The 16,946-nt window shown below is 43.1% G+C and carries 20 protein-coding genes; 14 read left to right on the top strand and 6 right to left on the bottom strand.

The window, feature by feature from the left end; genetic code table 11:
- Positions 1 to 191 precede the first annotated feature (191 nt).
- The 4 genes from DC094_RS06650 to DC094_RS06665 are packed head-to-tail and all read left to right on the top strand — an operon-like array spanning position 192 to position 1,965.
- Complete coding sequence (locus DC094_RS06650) at positions 192 to 851, top strand: PspA/IM30 family protein (protein WP_116686348.1); 660 nt, start codon at positions 192 to 194, stop codon at positions 849 to 851.
- Between the two features lie 48 nt (positions 852 to 899).
- Complete coding sequence (locus DC094_RS06655; RefSeq protein WP_116686349.1) at positions 900 to 1,127, top strand: envelope stress response membrane protein PspB; 228 nt, start codon at positions 900 to 902, stop codon at positions 1,125 to 1,127.
- Complete coding sequence (locus DC094_RS06660) at positions 1,124 to 1,588, top strand: PspC domain-containing protein (protein WP_116686350.1); 465 nt, start codon at positions 1,124 to 1,126, stop codon at positions 1,586 to 1,588. Before DC094_RS06655 ends, DC094_RS06660 begins: the two co-directional genes overlap by 4 nt.
- Entirely contained in the window at positions 1,585 to 1,965 is a 381-nt protein-coding gene (locus tag DC094_RS06665; RefSeq protein WP_116686351.1) for a DUF3192 domain-containing protein, read from the top strand. Before DC094_RS06660 ends, DC094_RS06665 begins: the two co-directional genes overlap by 4 nt.
- Positions 1,966 to 2,054: 89 nt before the next feature.
- Here DC094_RS06665 and DC094_RS06670 read toward each other — a convergent pair whose 3' ends face one another.
- The 3 genes from DC094_RS06670 to ubiK form a co-directional block, all read right to left on the bottom strand.
- Positions 2,055 to 2,852, bottom strand: a complete 798-nt coding sequence (locus tag DC094_RS06670) for a DeoR/GlpR family transcriptional regulator (protein WP_116686352.1) — start codon at positions 2,850 to 2,852, stop codon at positions 2,055 to 2,057.
- 118 nt (positions 2,853 to 2,970) lie between these two features.
- On the bottom strand, positions 2,971 to 4,323 hold the full coding sequence (gene glpT, locus DC094_RS06675) for a glycerol-3-phosphate transporter (RefSeq protein ID WP_116686353.1): 1,353 nt from the start codon (positions 4,321 to 4,323) through the stop codon (positions 2,971 to 2,973).
- 761 nt (positions 4,324 to 5,084) lie between these two features.
- A complete protein-coding gene (ubiK, locus tag DC094_RS06680) occupies positions 5,085 to 5,354 on the bottom strand; it encodes a ubiquinone biosynthesis accessory factor UbiK (protein WP_116686354.1) in 270 nt (89 codons plus the stop codon).
- A 393-nt stretch (positions 5,355 to 5,747) separates the two neighbouring features.
- Here ubiK and DC094_RS06685 point away from each other — a divergent pair, with 393 nt between their 5' ends.
- From DC094_RS06685 to DC094_RS06705, 5 genes are all read left to right on the top strand, one after another.
- Positions 5,748 to 6,086, top strand: a complete 339-nt coding sequence (locus DC094_RS06685) for a P-II family nitrogen regulator (RefSeq protein ID WP_116686355.1) — start codon at positions 5,748 to 5,750, stop codon at positions 6,084 to 6,086.
- 138 nt (positions 6,087 to 6,224) lie between these two features.
- On the top strand, positions 6,225 to 7,415 hold the full coding sequence (locus tag DC094_RS06690) for an ammonium transporter (protein ID WP_422615582.1): 1,191 nt from the start codon (positions 6,225 to 6,227) through the stop codon (positions 7,413 to 7,415).
- Between the two features lie 238 nt (positions 7,416 to 7,653).
- The gene (locus DC094_RS06695; protein ID WP_116686357.1) at positions 7,654 to 8,115 is read left to right on the top strand and encodes a DUF4124 domain-containing protein; all 462 of its coding nucleotides are present in this window, start codon (positions 7,654 to 7,656) and stop codon (positions 8,113 to 8,115) included.
- A 70-nt stretch (positions 8,116 to 8,185) separates the two neighbouring features.
- Positions 8,186 to 8,719 carry an NUDIX hydrolase gene (locus tag DC094_RS06700; RefSeq protein ID WP_116686358.1) on the top strand — a complete coding sequence of 178 codons (534 nt, stop codon included), beginning with the start codon at positions 8,186 to 8,188 and terminating at the stop codon, positions 8,717 to 8,719.
- Positions 8,720 to 9,076, top strand: coding sequence for a YbaN family protein (locus DC094_RS06705; protein ID WP_116686359.1), 357 nt, complete (start codon positions 8,720 to 8,722; stop codon positions 9,074 to 9,076). It begins immediately after the preceding gene.
- A gap of 61 nt (positions 9,077 to 9,137) precedes the next feature.
- On the opposite strand, the gene ppnP is transcribed toward DC094_RS06705, so the two are convergent.
- Together ppnP and speE are read right to left on the bottom strand one after the other, a co-directional pair.
- Positions 9,138 to 9,422 carry a pyrimidine/purine nucleoside phosphorylase gene (gene ppnP, locus DC094_RS06710; RefSeq protein WP_116686360.1) on the bottom strand — a complete coding sequence of 95 codons (285 nt, stop codon included), beginning with the start codon at positions 9,420 to 9,422 and terminating at the stop codon, positions 9,138 to 9,140.
- Between the two features lie 124 nt (positions 9,423 to 9,546).
- A complete protein-coding gene (gene speE / locus DC094_RS06715) occupies positions 9,547 to 10,401 on the bottom strand; it encodes a polyamine aminopropyltransferase (RefSeq protein WP_339374120.1) in 855 nt (284 codons plus the stop codon).
- A 189-nt stretch (positions 10,402 to 10,590) separates the two neighbouring features.
- On the opposite strand from speE, the gene speA reads away from it, so the two are divergent.
- From speA to DC094_RS06730, 3 genes are all read left to right on the top strand, one after another.
- Complete coding sequence (gene speA / locus DC094_RS06720; RefSeq protein WP_116686362.1) at positions 10,591 to 12,543, top strand: biosynthetic arginine decarboxylase; 1,953 nt, start codon at positions 10,591 to 10,593, stop codon at positions 12,541 to 12,543.
- Entirely contained in the window at positions 12,543 to 13,436 is an 894-nt protein-coding gene (yihG, locus tag DC094_RS06725) for a 1-acylglycerol-3-phosphate O-acyltransferase, YihG family (RefSeq protein WP_116686363.1), read from the top strand. The genes speA and yihG overlap by 1 nt, the downstream gene beginning before the upstream one ends.
- A gap of 147 nt (positions 13,437 to 13,583) precedes the next feature.
- Complete coding sequence (locus DC094_RS06730) at positions 13,584 to 14,549, top strand: D-2-hydroxyacid dehydrogenase (RefSeq protein WP_116686364.1); 966 nt, start codon at positions 13,584 to 13,586, stop codon at positions 14,547 to 14,549.
- On the opposite strand, the gene DC094_RS06735 is transcribed toward DC094_RS06730, so the two are convergent.
- Positions 14,550 to 15,797, bottom strand: coding sequence for a nucleotide sugar dehydrogenase (locus DC094_RS06735; protein WP_116686365.1), 1,248 nt, complete (start codon positions 15,795 to 15,797; stop codon positions 14,550 to 14,552). It lies immediately after the preceding gene.
- A gap of 186 nt (positions 15,798 to 15,983) precedes the next feature.
- Between DC094_RS06735 and DC094_RS06740 the strand changes: the two genes are divergently transcribed.
- Both DC094_RS06740 and DC094_RS06745 read left to right on the top strand, forming a co-directional pair.
- Positions 15,984 to 16,292 (top strand): ArsR/SmtB family transcription factor, encoded by a 309-nt coding sequence (locus DC094_RS06740; protein ID WP_116686366.1) that lies wholly within the window; start codon positions 15,984 to 15,986, stop codon positions 16,290 to 16,292.
- A gap of 153 nt (positions 16,293 to 16,445) precedes the next feature.
- The gene (locus DC094_RS06745) at positions 16,446 to 16,877 is read left to right on the top strand and encodes a DUF1499 domain-containing protein (protein WP_116686367.1); all 432 of its coding nucleotides are present in this window, start codon (positions 16,446 to 16,448) and stop codon (positions 16,875 to 16,877) included.
- Positions 16,878 to 16,946: the final 69 nt, after the last annotated feature.

A 16,946-nucleotide genomic window follows, 5' to 3' on the forward strand; every position in this document is an offset into this window, starting at 1 on the left:
TTAATTTAACCATTATGCGGCTTTTTACGCCAATGAAAAATATGTCGAAAACTTAGATCCTTAATGAAAATTCGATGCAACAGATTGATATTAAAAAGTTAGAAACATTAAAACCAAATCTGGCACGCATTATGTAGATAAAGCATCAAACACCTGCGATTTTGCAGAGACGTATAACAAGGGTAATCAACATGAGTATCTTTTCTCGCCTTAGCGATATTTTGAGTTCCAACATTTCTTCAATATTGGATCGCGCTGAAGATCCAGAAAAAATGGCCCGCCTAATGCTTCAGGAAATGGAAGAAACCCTGGTAGAAGTCAGAACTGATGCCGCTCGCTTGATTGCACAAAAAAAAGAACTGCAACGACAAGTCGACTCTTTTGATGCCTCAATCCAAGACTGGACCGATAAAGCATCGCTCGCGCTACAACATCAAAGAGAAGATTTAGCTCGCAAGGCATTAGCCGAAAAACAATCGGTCACCAACCAGAAAGAACAAAAAAATGGTTTCCTTGTTGAAATGGAGCAACAACTGACCAAGCACGATGAAGACATCACTCGCTTACAAAATGCCATGGATGATGCCCGCAAGCGGCTTGAGTCAATACGGCTGCGAGAGCAGGTTTCTTCAAATCGAGTTAAAATGCGGCAGAAGACGCAAATTGAAACTCTGGTTAAACAGGAAATCCGCTTCGAACAATTAGAAAAAGGCATTGATGCGATAGAAAGCCAACTCGACTCTCAGTCACTTGGCAAAAAAGATATCCACGCTGAGTTCGAAGCATTACAAGCAAATCATGAAATTGAAAAGGAACTTGAAGTTCTGAAAAAGAACCTTGCGAAACAATAAGTTCTAACCAATTATATTTGCTGCTATTTATTTTATAGGGATGCATTCATGTCAGAAGATATTCTGGAGCTCGTGATTCTTATTAGCGTGCTTTTAGCTCTCTTTATTTATATGCCATGGCTTAGGCACAAAAGAAGGCAAGACGAACGCCTAGATCAAGAATCACAAGAACTTTTTGATGCGTCAATAATTCGCTTAGAAAGCATGGAAGAAAGAATTCATACCTTGGAGAGAATTCTCGATAGCGAGGTTCCCGACTGGAGAAACCGGCCATGAAGCAACAAACTGAGCTTTTAATTAAAGCCCATGGCCAACCCGTTATTTTAGGCTTGTGTCATTTAACAGCTAAGAAGTTCGATCTTGATGTGATTCTGGTGCGTTTGGCCGCAATACTTTTAACCTACTTTATTAGCGCTCAGATTTTTACTGCTTATATCGTAATTGGCATTGTCGTTAAAATCAGCCAACCGAAATCAAACAGCAAAAAGATTCGAAAAGTAAAGAAAAAAAATGTTTATCAGACAGTTGCGATGAATACGCAACCTCAAAAAGTGGCAATCAAAACTGCTCTCGATGAATCGAGATTAACTCGGGCATCAACACAAGCTTTTGCTCGGAAGATTTCTCGACTAGAGCAACGATTACAAAAGCTGGAGCAACATACAACTTCCAGCCATTTTCAGTTAAACCAAGCGTTTAACCATTTAAAAAATAATAACTCAGAGACGTTACTATGAAAAAAACAACTACTGCACTTTCAGCACTTTTAGCTACATCTGTTTTTATGAGTGGTTGTGCCATCAATATTGGCGATAAGAAAGATGACGATGGTTACAGCTACCAGCTAGAAATCTCAACAGAAAAAGACAATCGACAAAACCTGTCATTACTCAATCTTGGGCAAACCAAGCAGCAGGTAATTGATATTTTTGGCACCGCTGATTTTAGTGAGGCCTTCAGCCTTAATCAGCAGAAGGTTCAGATTCTTTACTATCGCACTCAAAGATCAGATGAAAACGCGCCGTTGACCAAAAAAGAGTGTACCCCGCTTATTTTTAAGCAAGGCCAACTAGATAGCTGGGGACAGTTAGCTTTGGTCGCGATGCAAAAGTAGCCGAAAGCAGAATCACGACTGTTTGCGACATACCATACTTCCGTGTATATAAAAAAACCCGCCGTAGCGGGTTTTTTACTTTCTGGAAATTACTCAGCCAGAAACTGCGGAGCATCCATATCAGGTAAAACAAGCTGAACCTGTTTTTGCTCCAACAGGCGAATTAATTCTTCTGGTGGTGGCTTGTCGGTAAACAAGGCATCCAACATAGAAATGTCGCCTAAACGAACCATTGCCTGACGACCAAATTTAGAATGGTCTGCAGCCAAAAACACATGGGTCGCATTGTTAACCATGGCTTGCGCAACACGAACTTCGTGGTAATCAAAATCGATTAGCGCACCGTCCATGCCAACACCACTGATGCCGATAATGGCATAGTCCATGCTGAACTGATGGATGAAATCACGAGTGGCTTCACCAATAATGCCGCCATCTCGATTTCGAACTTCACCACCAGCAAGAATCACAGTGAAACTGCTGTTTTCGGTCAAAATTGCTGCTGCATGCAAGTTATTGGTAACAACTCGTAGGTTGTTTCTTACCAACAATGCTCGAGCGACTGATTCTGTAGATGTACCGATGTTAATAAATAAAGAAGATCCGTCGGGGATATGTCGAACCAGAGAATCGGCGATCTTTTTCTTCTCAGAACGAAACTGATTCAGTCGAGTCGCATAATCTGTATTTTCGGTACTGGAAGGAGACGCCGCGCCACCATGGTGTCTACTCACCAAGTTGGCTTCTGCTAAATCATTCAAGTCACGACGAATTGTCTGGGGCGTTACATTAAAATGCTGTACCAGGGTTTCCGTAGTGACAAACCCCCTCTCCCGTACCAGATCAACGATGGTTTTCTGACGCTGACGTTGATTCTGTTTATGCATTTAGGTTACCTCGTTTGCGGAAGTCATCCTGACTAGCTGCAAACATTATTCTTGTTGTCAGAGAAAAGTACAAATAAAGTAGGTGAAGCTTTAGCAAAAGCTTCACCTTACTTTGATCTTATGCAGACACCTCATGACCCATTGAACGTTTTTCAGAGTTCAATGTTAGAGCAATCAAGACAATCGACATCACACAAGCCGCTGTAATAATCATAAAGCCTGCGTCCCAACCTGCAACGTCAACCGCATGACCAATCACAACGTTAGCAGTTACTGCACCACCAACATAACCAAACAGACCGGTGAAGCCTGCAGCAGTACCAGCCGCCTTCTTAGGCACCAGATCCAGTGCATGTACACCAATCAACATGACTGGGCCGTAGATCAAAAAGCCAATCGCAATCAGCATTGCAATATCAACACTAGGATTGCCTGCTGGGTTGAACCAGTAAACCAATACGCATATCAGAGTTAGCACCATATAGATGATGCTTGCTGGTGCACGACGGCCTTTAAAGACTTTATCCGACAACCAACCACAAGCCAGCGTACCTGGAATACCGGCCCACTCGTACAAGGCATACGCCCAACCTGCATCTTGAAATGAGAAGCCTTTGGCTTCTTCTAAATACAGCGGTGCCCAGTCCAGAACGCCATAACGCACCAAATAGACAAATGCGTTAGCAATTGCGATGGCCCATAACAGTCGATTGTTCAGAACATACTTAAAGAAAATCTCTTTGGCAGTAAATTCTTTTTCATGCTCTTTTCCATACTCAAATCCTTTCGGATAATCGTTTTTGTACTCTTCAATGCTTGGCAAACCTTGTGATTGAGGTGCATCACGAACAGTTAACCAGATGAGTACTGCAACACCCAGTGCGACAAAACCATTGGTATATAGCACTGCGTGCCAATCAGCAAAGAATGCCATACCAAACAGTGCAATCGGTGCTAATAAGCCACCACCAATATTGTGGGCAACGTTCCACACCGCCATTTTGGTGCCGCGCTCGCTGGCAGAAAACCAGTGAACCATGGTCCGGCCTGCTGGTGGCCAACCCATTCCTTGGAACCAACCATTAGCCATCAATAAAACGAACATGATGCCAACAGAGCTGGTGAAGAAAGGCACCATACCCATTGCAATCATGGTCAATGAACTAACAAACAAGCCAAGTGCCATAAAGTTACGCGCATTACTGCGGTCGGAAACGCTGCCCATCAAGAACTTGGACAAACCATAGGCAATCGCAACACCGGAAAGTGCAAGACCGAGCTCTGCTCGGGTATAGCCTTCATCTACTAAATGAGGAATAGCTAAAGTAAAGTTTTTACGAACTAAGTAATAACCGGCATATCCGAAGAAAATACCGAGAAAAACCTGCATTCTTAAACGCTTGTAAGACTCATCTACCTGATCTTCAGGCAAACGCTCTTTATGCGCTGGTGGCTTGAGAAATCCAATCATTTGCTTAACCGCACTGTGAATTATTTTGAGTTAGGTAACAGTTCGAACATTAAGCGCAAGCGAACGAAAACATCTTGATGCATGTCACCTGCCAACCAGTTGAATGGCACATAAACGAAAAAAAAAGTGTACCAGTTATTGATATGTAAAATAATAAAATATACCGCCAGAAACGCATAACTTGCTACCTCAAAGGAGATAGGTAAACTTGTTTTTATTTATTTAATTTAGATAGATACAAGAACTTAAAGCTCATTAACTCAAGATAATAATGATGATAATTACTCGTTTTTTATGATTTTCATTGGAAATTTCAGCACTCGGAAATGATCAGAAACGATCTTGAATGCGATATTTGAAGTTCTTTTATTATCGTTAACAGCGCCAGCGCCGCTATATGCAATAGCTTGCTCTAATAGCTATTTGGCTAGTAATCCATTGCTAGAACCATTTTGTTGTTTTTATTGAAATGAGTGCCAATACGGCCCATGAAAAAGATAAAACTGATGCAAGTCATGCCTTTTAAGCGAAGTTTGAATAATCGGTATCGTTTGATTCGAACATGCAACTAACAGTCATTTATTTCAAAAATTACCTTCAGTTGGTAACGAAGGAATTGAGCAACACTGCCCATTTCAGTTAACAAGCTGTAGATACAAAAACGCTGATGACCATAAAATGATCATCAGCGCTGGGCAAAACATTATTTGGCAAAAACTAACTGCTAACTAGATCGAGCCAATTTTCTACTTTCCGATTCGCTATTCTTTTTCTTCTGGCTGCGACGGATTCAACTGCGCTTGAAGTTCAGCCATTTGCGCTTCCAGCTGCTCTAATTTGGAGCGGGTGCGTGACAACACACCTTTCTGCACTTCAAATTCTTCACGAGTGACCAAATCCATCTTGGAAAAAAAGCCCTGCAGCACTGAGCGCATGCTCTTTTCGCTCTCTTGTTGAAACTGTTTCAAACCAGGGGGCAAAGCCGCAGATAGCTTCTTGCTCAGTTCATCGATCATATTGGGATCGAACATAGGACATCTCCGGTTCTGGTTAAAACACACCTTTGACAGCAAATATGTAGTGTGTTGGTTAATTTACTTTAGGTAATTTAGCAGGTTTCTTTTTTTGATTCAGCCCGAGCCCTGCCACTTCAATCCAACTTTCCTTTTATTTGTTGCCTGACAACCCACCAATTAACGATGCACTTAACTGCAACTTATTGATAACTAACGCACCAAATGCGTGCGTTTGTCAGGTTTTGGTGCGCACCGCTTTCGTCCACAATAAATGATTTCACTTCAACACGTTGATATAAATGAATAAATAAAACTGGCACAGGGATTGCTCCTTCCTCAGCAATCGCAATACAAATTTCCAATAAGTCAGCCCGGTGAATAACCGGCGGTAATTACAAGGAGAGCACCATGAAACTGGTCACTGCAGTCATCAAGCCATTCAAGTTGGATGATGTTCGTGAAGCATTATCGGAAATTGGCGTACAAGGGATTACGGTCTCTGAAGTCAAAGGTTTCGGTCGACAAAAGGGACATACCGAACTCTACCGTGGCGCTGAATACGTAGTTGATTTTCTACCTAAGGTAAAAATTGAGTTGGCGATTGAATCAGAACAAGTCGAACGGGTGGTTGAATCGATTACCGACGCGGCTCGCACCGGAAAAATTGGTGACGGCAAAATTTTTGTCCGCAGCCTAGAACAAGTCATCCGGATTCGTACTGGTGAAGAAGGCGTAGAAGCCATTTAACACCATTTGACGATGAATGCTGCAACAACTCATAAGTGAAACAAAAAGATTTCACTGAGTTGCGCCCAGAACAAGAGGATAAATACCGTGGAAGATCTGACTCAAGTTAAATACGCACTGGATACTTTTTATTTCCTAATGTGCGGCGCGCTAGTTATGTGGATGGCAGCTGGTTTTGCCATGCTAGAAGCCGGCCTGGTTCGCGCTAAAAACACCACCGAAATTCTGACTAAAAATATTGCGCTATTTGCTATTTCCTGCGTGATGTTTCTGCTAGTGGGTTACAACATTATGTATGTTGATAACGCTTCTGCCGGTTGGTTACCAAGCCTTGGTTTCACCATCGGTGCTGAACACACAACCGACGCAGTGTTAAAAGGCGAAGCCGACCACTCATTAGGCGCCGACTTCTTCTTCCAAGTGGTATTTGTTGCCACTGCAATGTCTATCGTCTCTGGCGCAGTGGCCGAGCGGATGAAGTTGTGGGCTTTCCTAGCCTTCTCAGTAGTAATGACCGGATTCATCTATCCAATGGAAGGCTACTGGACCTGGGGCGGCGGTTTCTTGAGTGAAACCGTTGGCTTCTCTGACTTCGCAGGTTCCGGCATCGTTCACATGGCAGGTGCTGCTGCAGCTTTAGCAGGGGTATTGGTACTTGGGGCACGTAAAGGAAAATACGGCGCTAACGGTGAAGTTAATGCGATTCCTGGTGCTAACTTACCTATGGCAACATTGGGTACATTTATCCTCTGGTTAGGTTGGTTCGGGTTTAACGGTGGTTCTCAATTGCTGCTGTCAGATGTAGAAAACGCTAACGCAGTCGGTCAAATCTTCCTTAACACTAACGCAGCAGCTACTGGCGGCGTAATCTCAGCATTAATTACCGCCCGCTTGTTGTTCGGTAAGGCTGATTTAACCATGACACTTAATGGTGCATTAGCTGGCTTGGTTGCCATCACTGCAGAACCTCTAGCACCAACTGGCCTAGCAGCGACGTTAATCGGCGCATGTGGCGGCGTGTTAGTGGTGTTCTCTATCCTGACTTTAGACAAGCTGAAAATTGATGATCCAGTCGGCGCAATTTCAGTACATGGTGTAGTGGGTTTATTCGGTGTGATGGTCGTTCCCGTCAATAACAGTGGCGCAAGCTTTGGCGCACAAGCAATTGGTGCAGCCGTGATCTTTGCTTGGGTATTCGGTGCCAGCTTGGTGGTTTGGCTAGCACTGAAAGCACTGATGGGTGTTCGAGTGAGCGAAGAAGACGAATACAACGGTGTTGATTTAGCAGATTGTGGAATGGAAGCCTATCCAGAATTCACTAATAAATAATACTAAAAAGTTGTAAAAGCGTTAATTGAAAAGCAGTCTTTTGACGTATAAAAAAACCGCCGCTATTTCACAATAAATAGCGGCGGTTTTTTATTTCAAAACCAATTAATTTGTTAAACTGGTCACAATCTATCAACACCCAGCAGCAGCCATTGTTAAAAGCGAGAGCTAATCGACACATCCGATTGATCTAACTTTCTAGTTTTTCGAGAGATAACCAGTTTCTCGGAGCAGTAACATGAAAGTGCTTCCTATTTTTGCTTTGGCAATTGCACTTCTCGCAGCGAATTATTCAGATGCAGCAGAAATTTACAAATGGAAAGATCAAGACGGCAAGGTAGTCTTTGGCAGCTCACCACCTGCTGGCATCGAGGTTGAAAGAACCGGCCAACAAACTGGTTCAGGCTTGGCTGGCGAAGCGATTGATGCGCCAAATTCTGTTAAAGAGCAGCTAGATTCTGTCAACAAGAGCAAAAAATCTCGCCTGAAGGGAAAAACTTTAGCCCGGCATAATGAACGATTGCGTAAGCGCAGCGCTATATTATGTGATCAATCAAAAAACCGGCAAAACATGCTAAAGCATTCTCCCCGCGCCGGTTCGTATGACGCAAAAGGCAATAAACGCATTTACTCAACAGAAGAACGTCGCTTGATGACCGAACAAGCACAGCAAGAGGTTAACAAGTACTGCGCAAAATAATGACGTGATTATTTGCTGAAGAAGCAATGGTAAGGCATATAATGAGGCAATCAAGCCAAGAGAGAACGTTATGCCTTCCACGCTTTTCCAATGGCACGTATTTCAGGTGCAACAACAAAAACATACCTTACCTGATGATCGCATTGTCGACTGGACTCACCTGCATCACCCTGGTGCTGTAGTCATACTTCCTCTAATGCCGGATGGCAAAATTCTGTTACTCAAGCAATATCGCCCAGCAATTGGCAAATGGATCTACGAAGTACCCGCCGGTACCTTGGAGCCAGATGAAGATATCTTGCAGTGTGCACAACGTGAATTAATCGAAGAAACCAATCACCATGCAACCGACTGGACCGACCTAGGCACTCTGTTACCAGCACCTGGTTTTTGTGATGAAGTTCAGCACTGTTATTTAGCCCGTGCATTAGAACAACATGCAGGTCAAAAAGATGATGATGAGTTTTTTGAGCAGGTACCCGTCACAGAGAAACACTTTGTTGAGCTGATTGCCCAAGGAAAGATCATCGATTCAAAAACCATCGCAATCTGGGCGAAATGGAAAGCCAACAAAAATTTATTGCTAGCTGAAATGACGTCATAAATGCGGCGAATTCTTTATGCTATTGCTGGCACGCTATCTCTGATCACCGGATTGATCGGAGTGGTGTTGCCGGTACTGCCAACCACTCCTTTTCTATTGCTTTCTGCATGGTGTTTTGCCCGCAGCAACAAGCGACTGCACGCATGGTTAATTAACCATAAGTATTTTGGCCCAGCCATTAACGATTGGGAAAAACACAAAGGGATAAAAGCCAGCAATAAAAAACGCGCTTATGTTTTAATTGTTCTGAGTTTTTCAATTAGCATTTATGTGGTACCGCTAACATGGGTAAAGGTGTTGCTATTATTTATGTGTATTGCATTGCTGTGGAATATGAAACGGATTAAAACGCTTTAATTAATTTTAATTTTTTAATACCACTCAATAGATAATTTTCCCATCCCTGGGAAAATATCAATCACTCATAGCGACACAAATAACTACTAGCCACTTCAACCGTTAGCTTGAAGCTACTATTCGCTTCTACTTCAAAGGTTTCACCGGCATGGTACATTTTCCAGCTATCGCTGTTAGGCAGCTGTACATTTAAGCTACCGCTAATCACTGTCATAAATTCCCTTACCGCGGTAGAAAACTGGTATTCACCCGGTTCCATTGCGCCGATGGTTGCATCCATCTCTTGTGAACGAATACCACCAATCGATTTTACTTTACCTTCAAAATATTCATTACTGCTTAGCATAAGAGACTCCTTTTGAAAATTTTTGATTAGTTTTTAAAACAACTATTTTTATTTTTTATCGGCCCAATCAAATGAAAAGGCCGTTGGCAACAACTCAATTCTGTAACAACACAAAAGACAAAGCTTATTTAGCCAGTGCCTTTTTCATAAACTCTGGCAAAGCCAAAGATTTATGGTGGCACTCAAGGTTGTAATAAAGTGTTTCAAACGGCTTATTGGCAATATCAGTTTCTCTGAAATTATTCAGATCGCGTCCTTTCGCCGCCATGGTAGCGCTCCACCAGCCAGATGGGTAAACCGGCTGCGGGAAATCTAGCGTTTTCGTGTCAGCAAAACCAGCTGCTTTCATATCTCGGTGCATGCCTGCAATTAAATCGGAATGATAAATCGGTGATTCACTCTGCTGGACCATAATGCCGCCAGTTTTTAAGGCTTTCAGGCAGTTTGCAAAAAATGCTTGAGTAAACAGACCTGCAGCTGGGCCAACCGGATCGGTAGAATCAACAATAATCAAATCAAAGGCAGCTTCACCCTGATCAGCCATCCAGGCAATACCATCACCAAAATAGAAATGGGCTCTTGGATCTTTATTCGCCGAGCATAATTCAGGGAAATATTCTTCTGACAAATCAGTGACTCGCTGGTCAATTTCGACCTGCCAAGCTTCTTCCACACCCGGGTGTTTCAATACTTCCTTCATGGTGCCGCAATCACCACCACCGATAATCACCACACGTTTAGGATCGGCATGGGTAAACAGCGCCGGATGTGACATCATTTCGTGATAGAGAAAGTTATCCCGATCGGTCAACATCACACAGTCATCAATCACCATTAAACGACCAAACGTTTCAGTTTGATAGATTGCTATCTGCTGATATTCAGTTTGTTCTTCATGCAACTTCTCTTTGATTTTAAAAGAAAAGGCTGAGCCATCTTTGCCATGAATTTCGCTATACCAGCTCTCATCAAGCGCCATCATTTCCACCATCTAAAACTAAAACATTAATTGCTGGGCAAGCATAGCTAGGCGAAACCTGCTGGCAAGTATTTTTTACTCTGTAGTGGAAAATTACTTTCATTAAATTGAGTTCAGCAAATTGCTAGAGCAGCTCCGCAAGATAGGTATAATGATCGGCTGTATCTCATGCCGCTTAATGGAAAATGAATGAGCGAGTGGAGTATCGAGCAATCCCGCCAAACTTATAATATTGCTCGCTGGAGTGAAGGTTACTTCGATATCAGCCAGCAAGGGCACCTGATCGCCAAACCCAATCATCATTGCCCTGATGTATTTGATGACCAGCCTGAAAATCGATCACCGACCAATCGGTCAACTGGTATCGATTTACCGCAACTAATGGAAGAAATTCAACAAAGCGGCTTACGCTTGCCGGTATTAGTCAGGTTTACCGATATATTGGATGGCCGAGTTCGCCAACTCTGTAGTGCTTTTGATAAGGCACGCAAAGCGTTTTCTTACCAAGGAAGTTACAGCTCGGTTTACCCGATCAAAACCAATCAGCAACGCCATTTAGTGGAAGGGCTGCTGAAAGCCGGTGGAAATCGGCTTGGCCTGGAAGCAGGTTCAAAGCCAGAATTACTGGCGGTACTCGGTCTGCTAAGCCAACAAGAAACTGTTCATGGTGCAATATCAGGCCGGATTATCGTCTGCAATGGCTACAAAGATCGCGAATATATTCGCCTAGCACTGATTGCCCAACAACTCGGCCATCAAGTGTATTTGGTGGTAGAAAAACTCAGCGAACTTGAGCAAATTCTGCAAGAAGGCCGGGTGATGAATATTCAACCCGTGATTGGCTTACGAACCCGGTTATCCACTGTTTCATCAGGGCAATGGCAAAATACCGGTGGCGAAAAAGGCAAGTTCGGCTTAACTGCAGGCCAGTTGATTCAGGCGATGGATATTCTCAAGCAGCAGCAGTCTCAGCACTGCCTGAAATTATTACATTTCCATATGGGTTCGCAGATTTCTGATATCCATGAAATTCGTCGTGGCGTTAGCGAGTGTGCTCGCTATTACGCCGAGCTACGCCGTTTTGGCGCACCGATTGATATTGTTGATGTTGGTGGTGGCCTAGGCGTTGATTACGAAGGTACCGGCTCAAATAGCCATTTCTCTACCAATTACACCATTGATGATTATGCTAGCCAAATAGTTCGTGGATTAGCCGAAGCCTGTAACAGAGAAAAGCAGCCCCAGCCGACTATTTTCACTGAGTCAGGCCGTGGTTTAAGTGCACACCATGCGGTACTTATCACCAATGTGATTGATCGGGAAATTCCCGATGCTCTGCCAGTTTCAGCACCCGCTGCATCATCACCTCTGGCATTACAATTGTTGTGGCAAAAACTGCAACAGGTGAACTCCAACCAGCCATTGCAAGCATTCAGCCAGGCAGAGCAGGCCTTGTCTGAAATTGCCGAGGGCTATCTGCATGGTGAGTTTTCTCTGGTAGAAAAGGCTCAGGCTGAAGCAATTTGGATGCAATTTTGTCGGCAGCTATTGCCCAAATTAGATCCAGCTCGCCGCCCCCATCGCCCAATTCTCGATCAGTTAAATGAAAAACTGGCCCACCGGCTGTTTTGTAATTTATCACTGTTCCAGTCATTGCCAGACGTTTGGGGAATTGGCCAAGTTTTTCCAGTGATGCCTTTGCAAGGGTTGGATCAACCGCCAGCAATTCGTGCGCGCTTGCAGGACATTACCTGTGATTCAGATGGCCGAATTGACGATTACGCCGATGGCGAAGGCGTTGAAAGCACCCTGCCACTGCCCCTGCCCCCCAAAGACAAACCTCAGCTGTTGGCTTTTTTCTTAGTGGGTGCTTACCAGGAAATTCTGGGCGATATGCACAACCTGTTCGGTGACACCGACTCGGTGCATGTCGAATTAACTGCGACTGGCTATCAACTAGTTCAACCTAAAATGGGCGATACAGTTGAAGATTTATTAGAATACGTGAATTATGACGCAAAAGAATTGCTCAATTCACTGGAAGCCAGCTTGAACGCCAGCAACCTCGACCCAGCAGACAAACAATGCTGGCTGGGCGAACTCCGCGAAGGCTTTCGCGGCTATACCTATTTGGAGGACTAATGCTGCAGTTTCTTCCCGCACCGGTTTTAGGTGCCATCAGTTTTATGTTGTATCTCATCAATACAATATTGTGGGCTACGCCAATTGTGGTGTTTGGCTTGGTTAAAGCACTATTACCGATTACTCCGGTGCAAAAAGGCCTCAGTAAGATCCTGCATTTTTTTGCCGGAAGCTGGGTGACTTGTAATAGTGGAATTTTGGCTCTGACCCGCAAAGTAAATTGGCAAGTCACCGGGATAGATAATCCAATGTTAAAAACCAACGATTGGTTTTTAGTGATTTCCAACCACCAAAGCTGGACCGACATTTTGGTATTACAGCATGTCTTAAACCGGAAAATACCTTTTTTAAAATTCTTCTTAAAACAAGAATTAATTAAAGTACCTGTTTTAGGCTTGGCATGGTGGGCTTTAGACTTCCCATTTATGAAGCGCTATAGCAAATCTTATTTAGCTAAGCATCCTGAAATGAAAGGAAAAGATAAAGAGACTACAAAAAAGGCCTGTGAGAAATTTCGCCATATGCCAATTTCAGTGATGAACTTTGTCGAAGGCACTCGCTTTACTCCGGCCAAGAAGCAGCGACAAAACTCGCCCTACCAAAACCTGTTAAAACCAAAGTCAGGTGGGATTAGTTTTGTACTCGATGCATTGGGTGATCAAATTCAGAACATTGTTGATGTCACGGTTCATTACTCGACTAAAAACAATAGTTTTTGGGATTTCTGTTGTGGCAGGATTCCAACAATTAAGGTTGATGTCAAAGTGATTCAGCGGCCTGCTGACCTAGTCGGTGACTATGAAACAGACAAGGCCTATCGGACTCAGTTCCAAGGCTGGCTGAATAGTATTTGGCAAGCGAAAGATCAACAGTTAAGCCAACTTCAAAAATAATTTGTTTAACTGATTATGCGCGCTATTGATTTAGTAATAGCGCGCATTTTATCTTCTCCCAATTGACACCCTTTTCAAACCTTCATTTTTTTAACCAGACTCAATTACTTAAACCTGTTTTGTAAATTATTTTCGGTAGGATATTTTATGGGCCAACTTGGTGTTTTTCTAGATTGCGATACCCTCTGCCAAGCCAACGGCCAAGGGCCAGATCTGTCAGGTCTAACGGCTACCTTAAACAACTGGCAGCTTTGGCCTAGCACACAACCAACGCAGGTTGCCCAGCGGATAAAAAACGCAACCGTTGTTGTCAGTAATAAAGTATTTTTAAATCGAGAAACGCTCAGCCAAGCTAAATCACTTAAATTAATTTGCATTGCAGCTACCGGAACCAATAATGTAGATTTAATCGCCGCTAAAGATTTAGGCATTGCAGTATGTAACGTAGTGAATTATGGCAGAGCCTCAGTTGCCCAACATGCTTTTTCACTGATATTGGCATTAGCAAACAAAACCGCAGAATATGCTCAAGCTGTTAATCAGGGTGACTGGTGCCGCTCCAATCAGTTTTGCTTATTGGATTACCCGATTGTTGAACTAGCAGGAAAAACTCTCGGTATTGTTGGCTATGGTGATCTGGCCAAAGGAGTTTGTCAGATTGCCGAAGGTTTTGGCATGAAGATTATTCTGGCGGGTGAAACTAAACCTAAAGACCCGTATCCGCGAATGGTACTTGATCAGTTATTGGTTGAGGCGGATGTATTAAGCATTCACTGCCCACTAACCGCCAATACAGAGAACCTGATTGATACTGCACAGTTGGCACAAATGAAACCATCAGCATTTATCATTAATACTGCTCGCGGGGGAATTATTAATGAAACTGCTTTAGCCAAAGCGTTAATTAATCGAACAATTGCTGGTGCCGCGACCGATGTACTTAGCCAAGAACCACCTACGCCTGACAATCCGCTGCTAAACCCATCGATTCCCAACCTGATTATTACACCCCACTGCGCCTGGGGCAGCAGTGAAGCACGTCAGCGATTGGTAGGTATCATTACTAGCAACATTGAAAACTTTATTGCTAAAAAATCTTTTAATCAGGTTTAATCAACCAGATTTAACCTGATAAATAATACGATTCTGATGTTGCCTTAATAAATTTTGAACATCAGGGTCGTTTTCAAAGCAGCTATGCGGCACTACAGTCAGAATCACATCATACTGTTTTTTTGGTAATTTCGAATATAACTCGATAGAAAATCTCTTATCCGCATCTTGCTTGTCAACCAGCGGATCATAAACATCGACTTGCAAGCCGTATTCTTCTAAATTCCTGATCACATCGATAGTTTTACTATTACGAATATCTTTGCAGTTTTCTTTAAACGCCAGCCCCATCAATAGAACACTGCCACCTTCCACATGCATTTTTCTTTTTAACATCTTTTTAACGACTCGACTGGCAATGTATTCCGCCATACAGTCATTAACCTGACGAGCGCCAGTAATAATTTGTGGATAATAACCATGCTGCTCTGCTTTATAAATCAAATAATACGGGTCAACTCCAATGCAATGCCCACCTACCAAACCCGGGGTAAACGGCAAGAAATTCCATTTGGTTCTAGCCGCTTGTAGAACTTCACCAGCATCGATATTTAATTTATCCAGAATTACTAATAATTCATTCATTAAAGCAATATTGACATCTCGCTGGGTGTTCTCAATAACCTTTGCTGCTTCTGCGACCTTAATAGAAGGCGCTCGGTAGGTCTTGGCAATCAGTACACTTTGATAGATTTGATCTATGTAGATGGCAGATTCTGGACTGGATCCAGAGGTAATCTTGCAGATATTTTTTAGCTGATTTTTCTTATCGCCAGGATTAATTCTTTCTGGACTATATCCAACAAATAAGTCTTCATTTAATGTCAGCGATGATTTTTTCTGCAGAATTGGAATACAAATTTCTTCGGTAGCGCCAGGGTACACCGTCGATTCAAACACCACTACATTATTTTTTTCGAGGTAACCGGCCAGCATCGAGCAAGCGAACTTCAATGCTGACATGTCAGGCCGGCGGCTATCATCAATCGGCGTAGGTACCGTGACGATGTAAATATCAGCTCGCTTTAAATCACCCAATTGCCCGGTGAGACTTAAATAATTCGCCTTAGCAATATCTCTGGCAGATACTTCTTCAGTTTCGTCATAACCATCTAATAACGCCTTAACCCGCTCATCTCTGAGATCAAAACCTAGCGTTTGATAGTGTTCACCAAAAGCCAATGCCAGCGGTAAACCTACATAGCCCAGCCCGATAACTGCAATAACAGGATCATCCTTGAATTGCATAGTGCATTCCTTGATATCAAAACCAGCAATAAAAAAGCCGGTTAGTTCGTATACAAAAAATATGCTTATACCGAACTAAATTTGCCGAATACCTACCTTTATAGACCTAATTGAGCAAACAGATACTTGACCAAATCTCCCGAGAACGAAATCATAGGCACTCTTGCATGTGACAATTCGGCCCAGATGACTTCTCCTGATCCCAAACAACTCTCTCAGATGGCAACTCTGTTCAAGCTACTTGGCGATGAAGGTCGCTTGAAACTAGTAATGGCTTGCCTAGATGAGCCCAAGCCGGTGTGCTGCCTATCCACCGCAGCAGACATGTCACAGTCGCTTACCAGCCATCACTTAAGAAGTCTGCGCAAGGCACGCATTCTTAAGGGCACTCGCAGTGGCAAGCAAATGCTTTATCAGCCAGATGACCATCATATTCGTGATTTACTGCAGCGGATGATTGAACACGTCAGCGAACCGGAACAATGCGACGATTAGATATCAAACAAAATTCAACGATTCACTACGAAATCGATTATTTCACTGCAAGTAATTGACAGTTTGTCAGCTGTCACTGAGCATATAGCCACCCCCTAAAGAGGCCTGAGCATTATGATCAGTTCCTCACGAATATAATGAGAAATAGCTGTTATGAAATACTTACTGAGTGCCGCAATGGTTATGTCTTTATTAGGTTGCGCAGGTACGCCTGTCGCCGGTGGGTTGAGCGATCAAAAATTAGCTGACTGCGCTTCTAAGCCCAACTGCGTTTGTAGTGATATGGCCATCTCAGATAGCCATTACATTGAGCCATTGGCTGTTCAATCGGTTGATGATTGGAACTGGCTCGCGGATGATTTAGCCGCTCAGAGCAATACTGAAGTCGTTTCCAGATCAGAAAATTATCTTCACCTGACTTTTACTACACCCCTCATACGTTATACCGATGACGTTGAGTTGCATTTTGTGGCTACTAAAAAACATATCGCAGTTCGTTCAGCATCACGGATTGGATATAGCGATTTAGGCGCCAATAAAAAACGGGTAGAAATGATTCGAGAAAAACTAAAACAGAAAATCTGATCGAGCACTTCTTTGCATCGCTTGCTTATTTCTGTTGATGGTTGCCGATATTTTTGTCGACAACCATTT

The sequence above is a fragment of the Pelagibaculum spongiae genome (assembly GCF_003097315.1).
Lineage (GTDB): Bacteria > Pseudomonadota > Gammaproteobacteria > Enterobacterales > Pelagibaculaceae > Pelagibaculum > Pelagibaculum spongiae.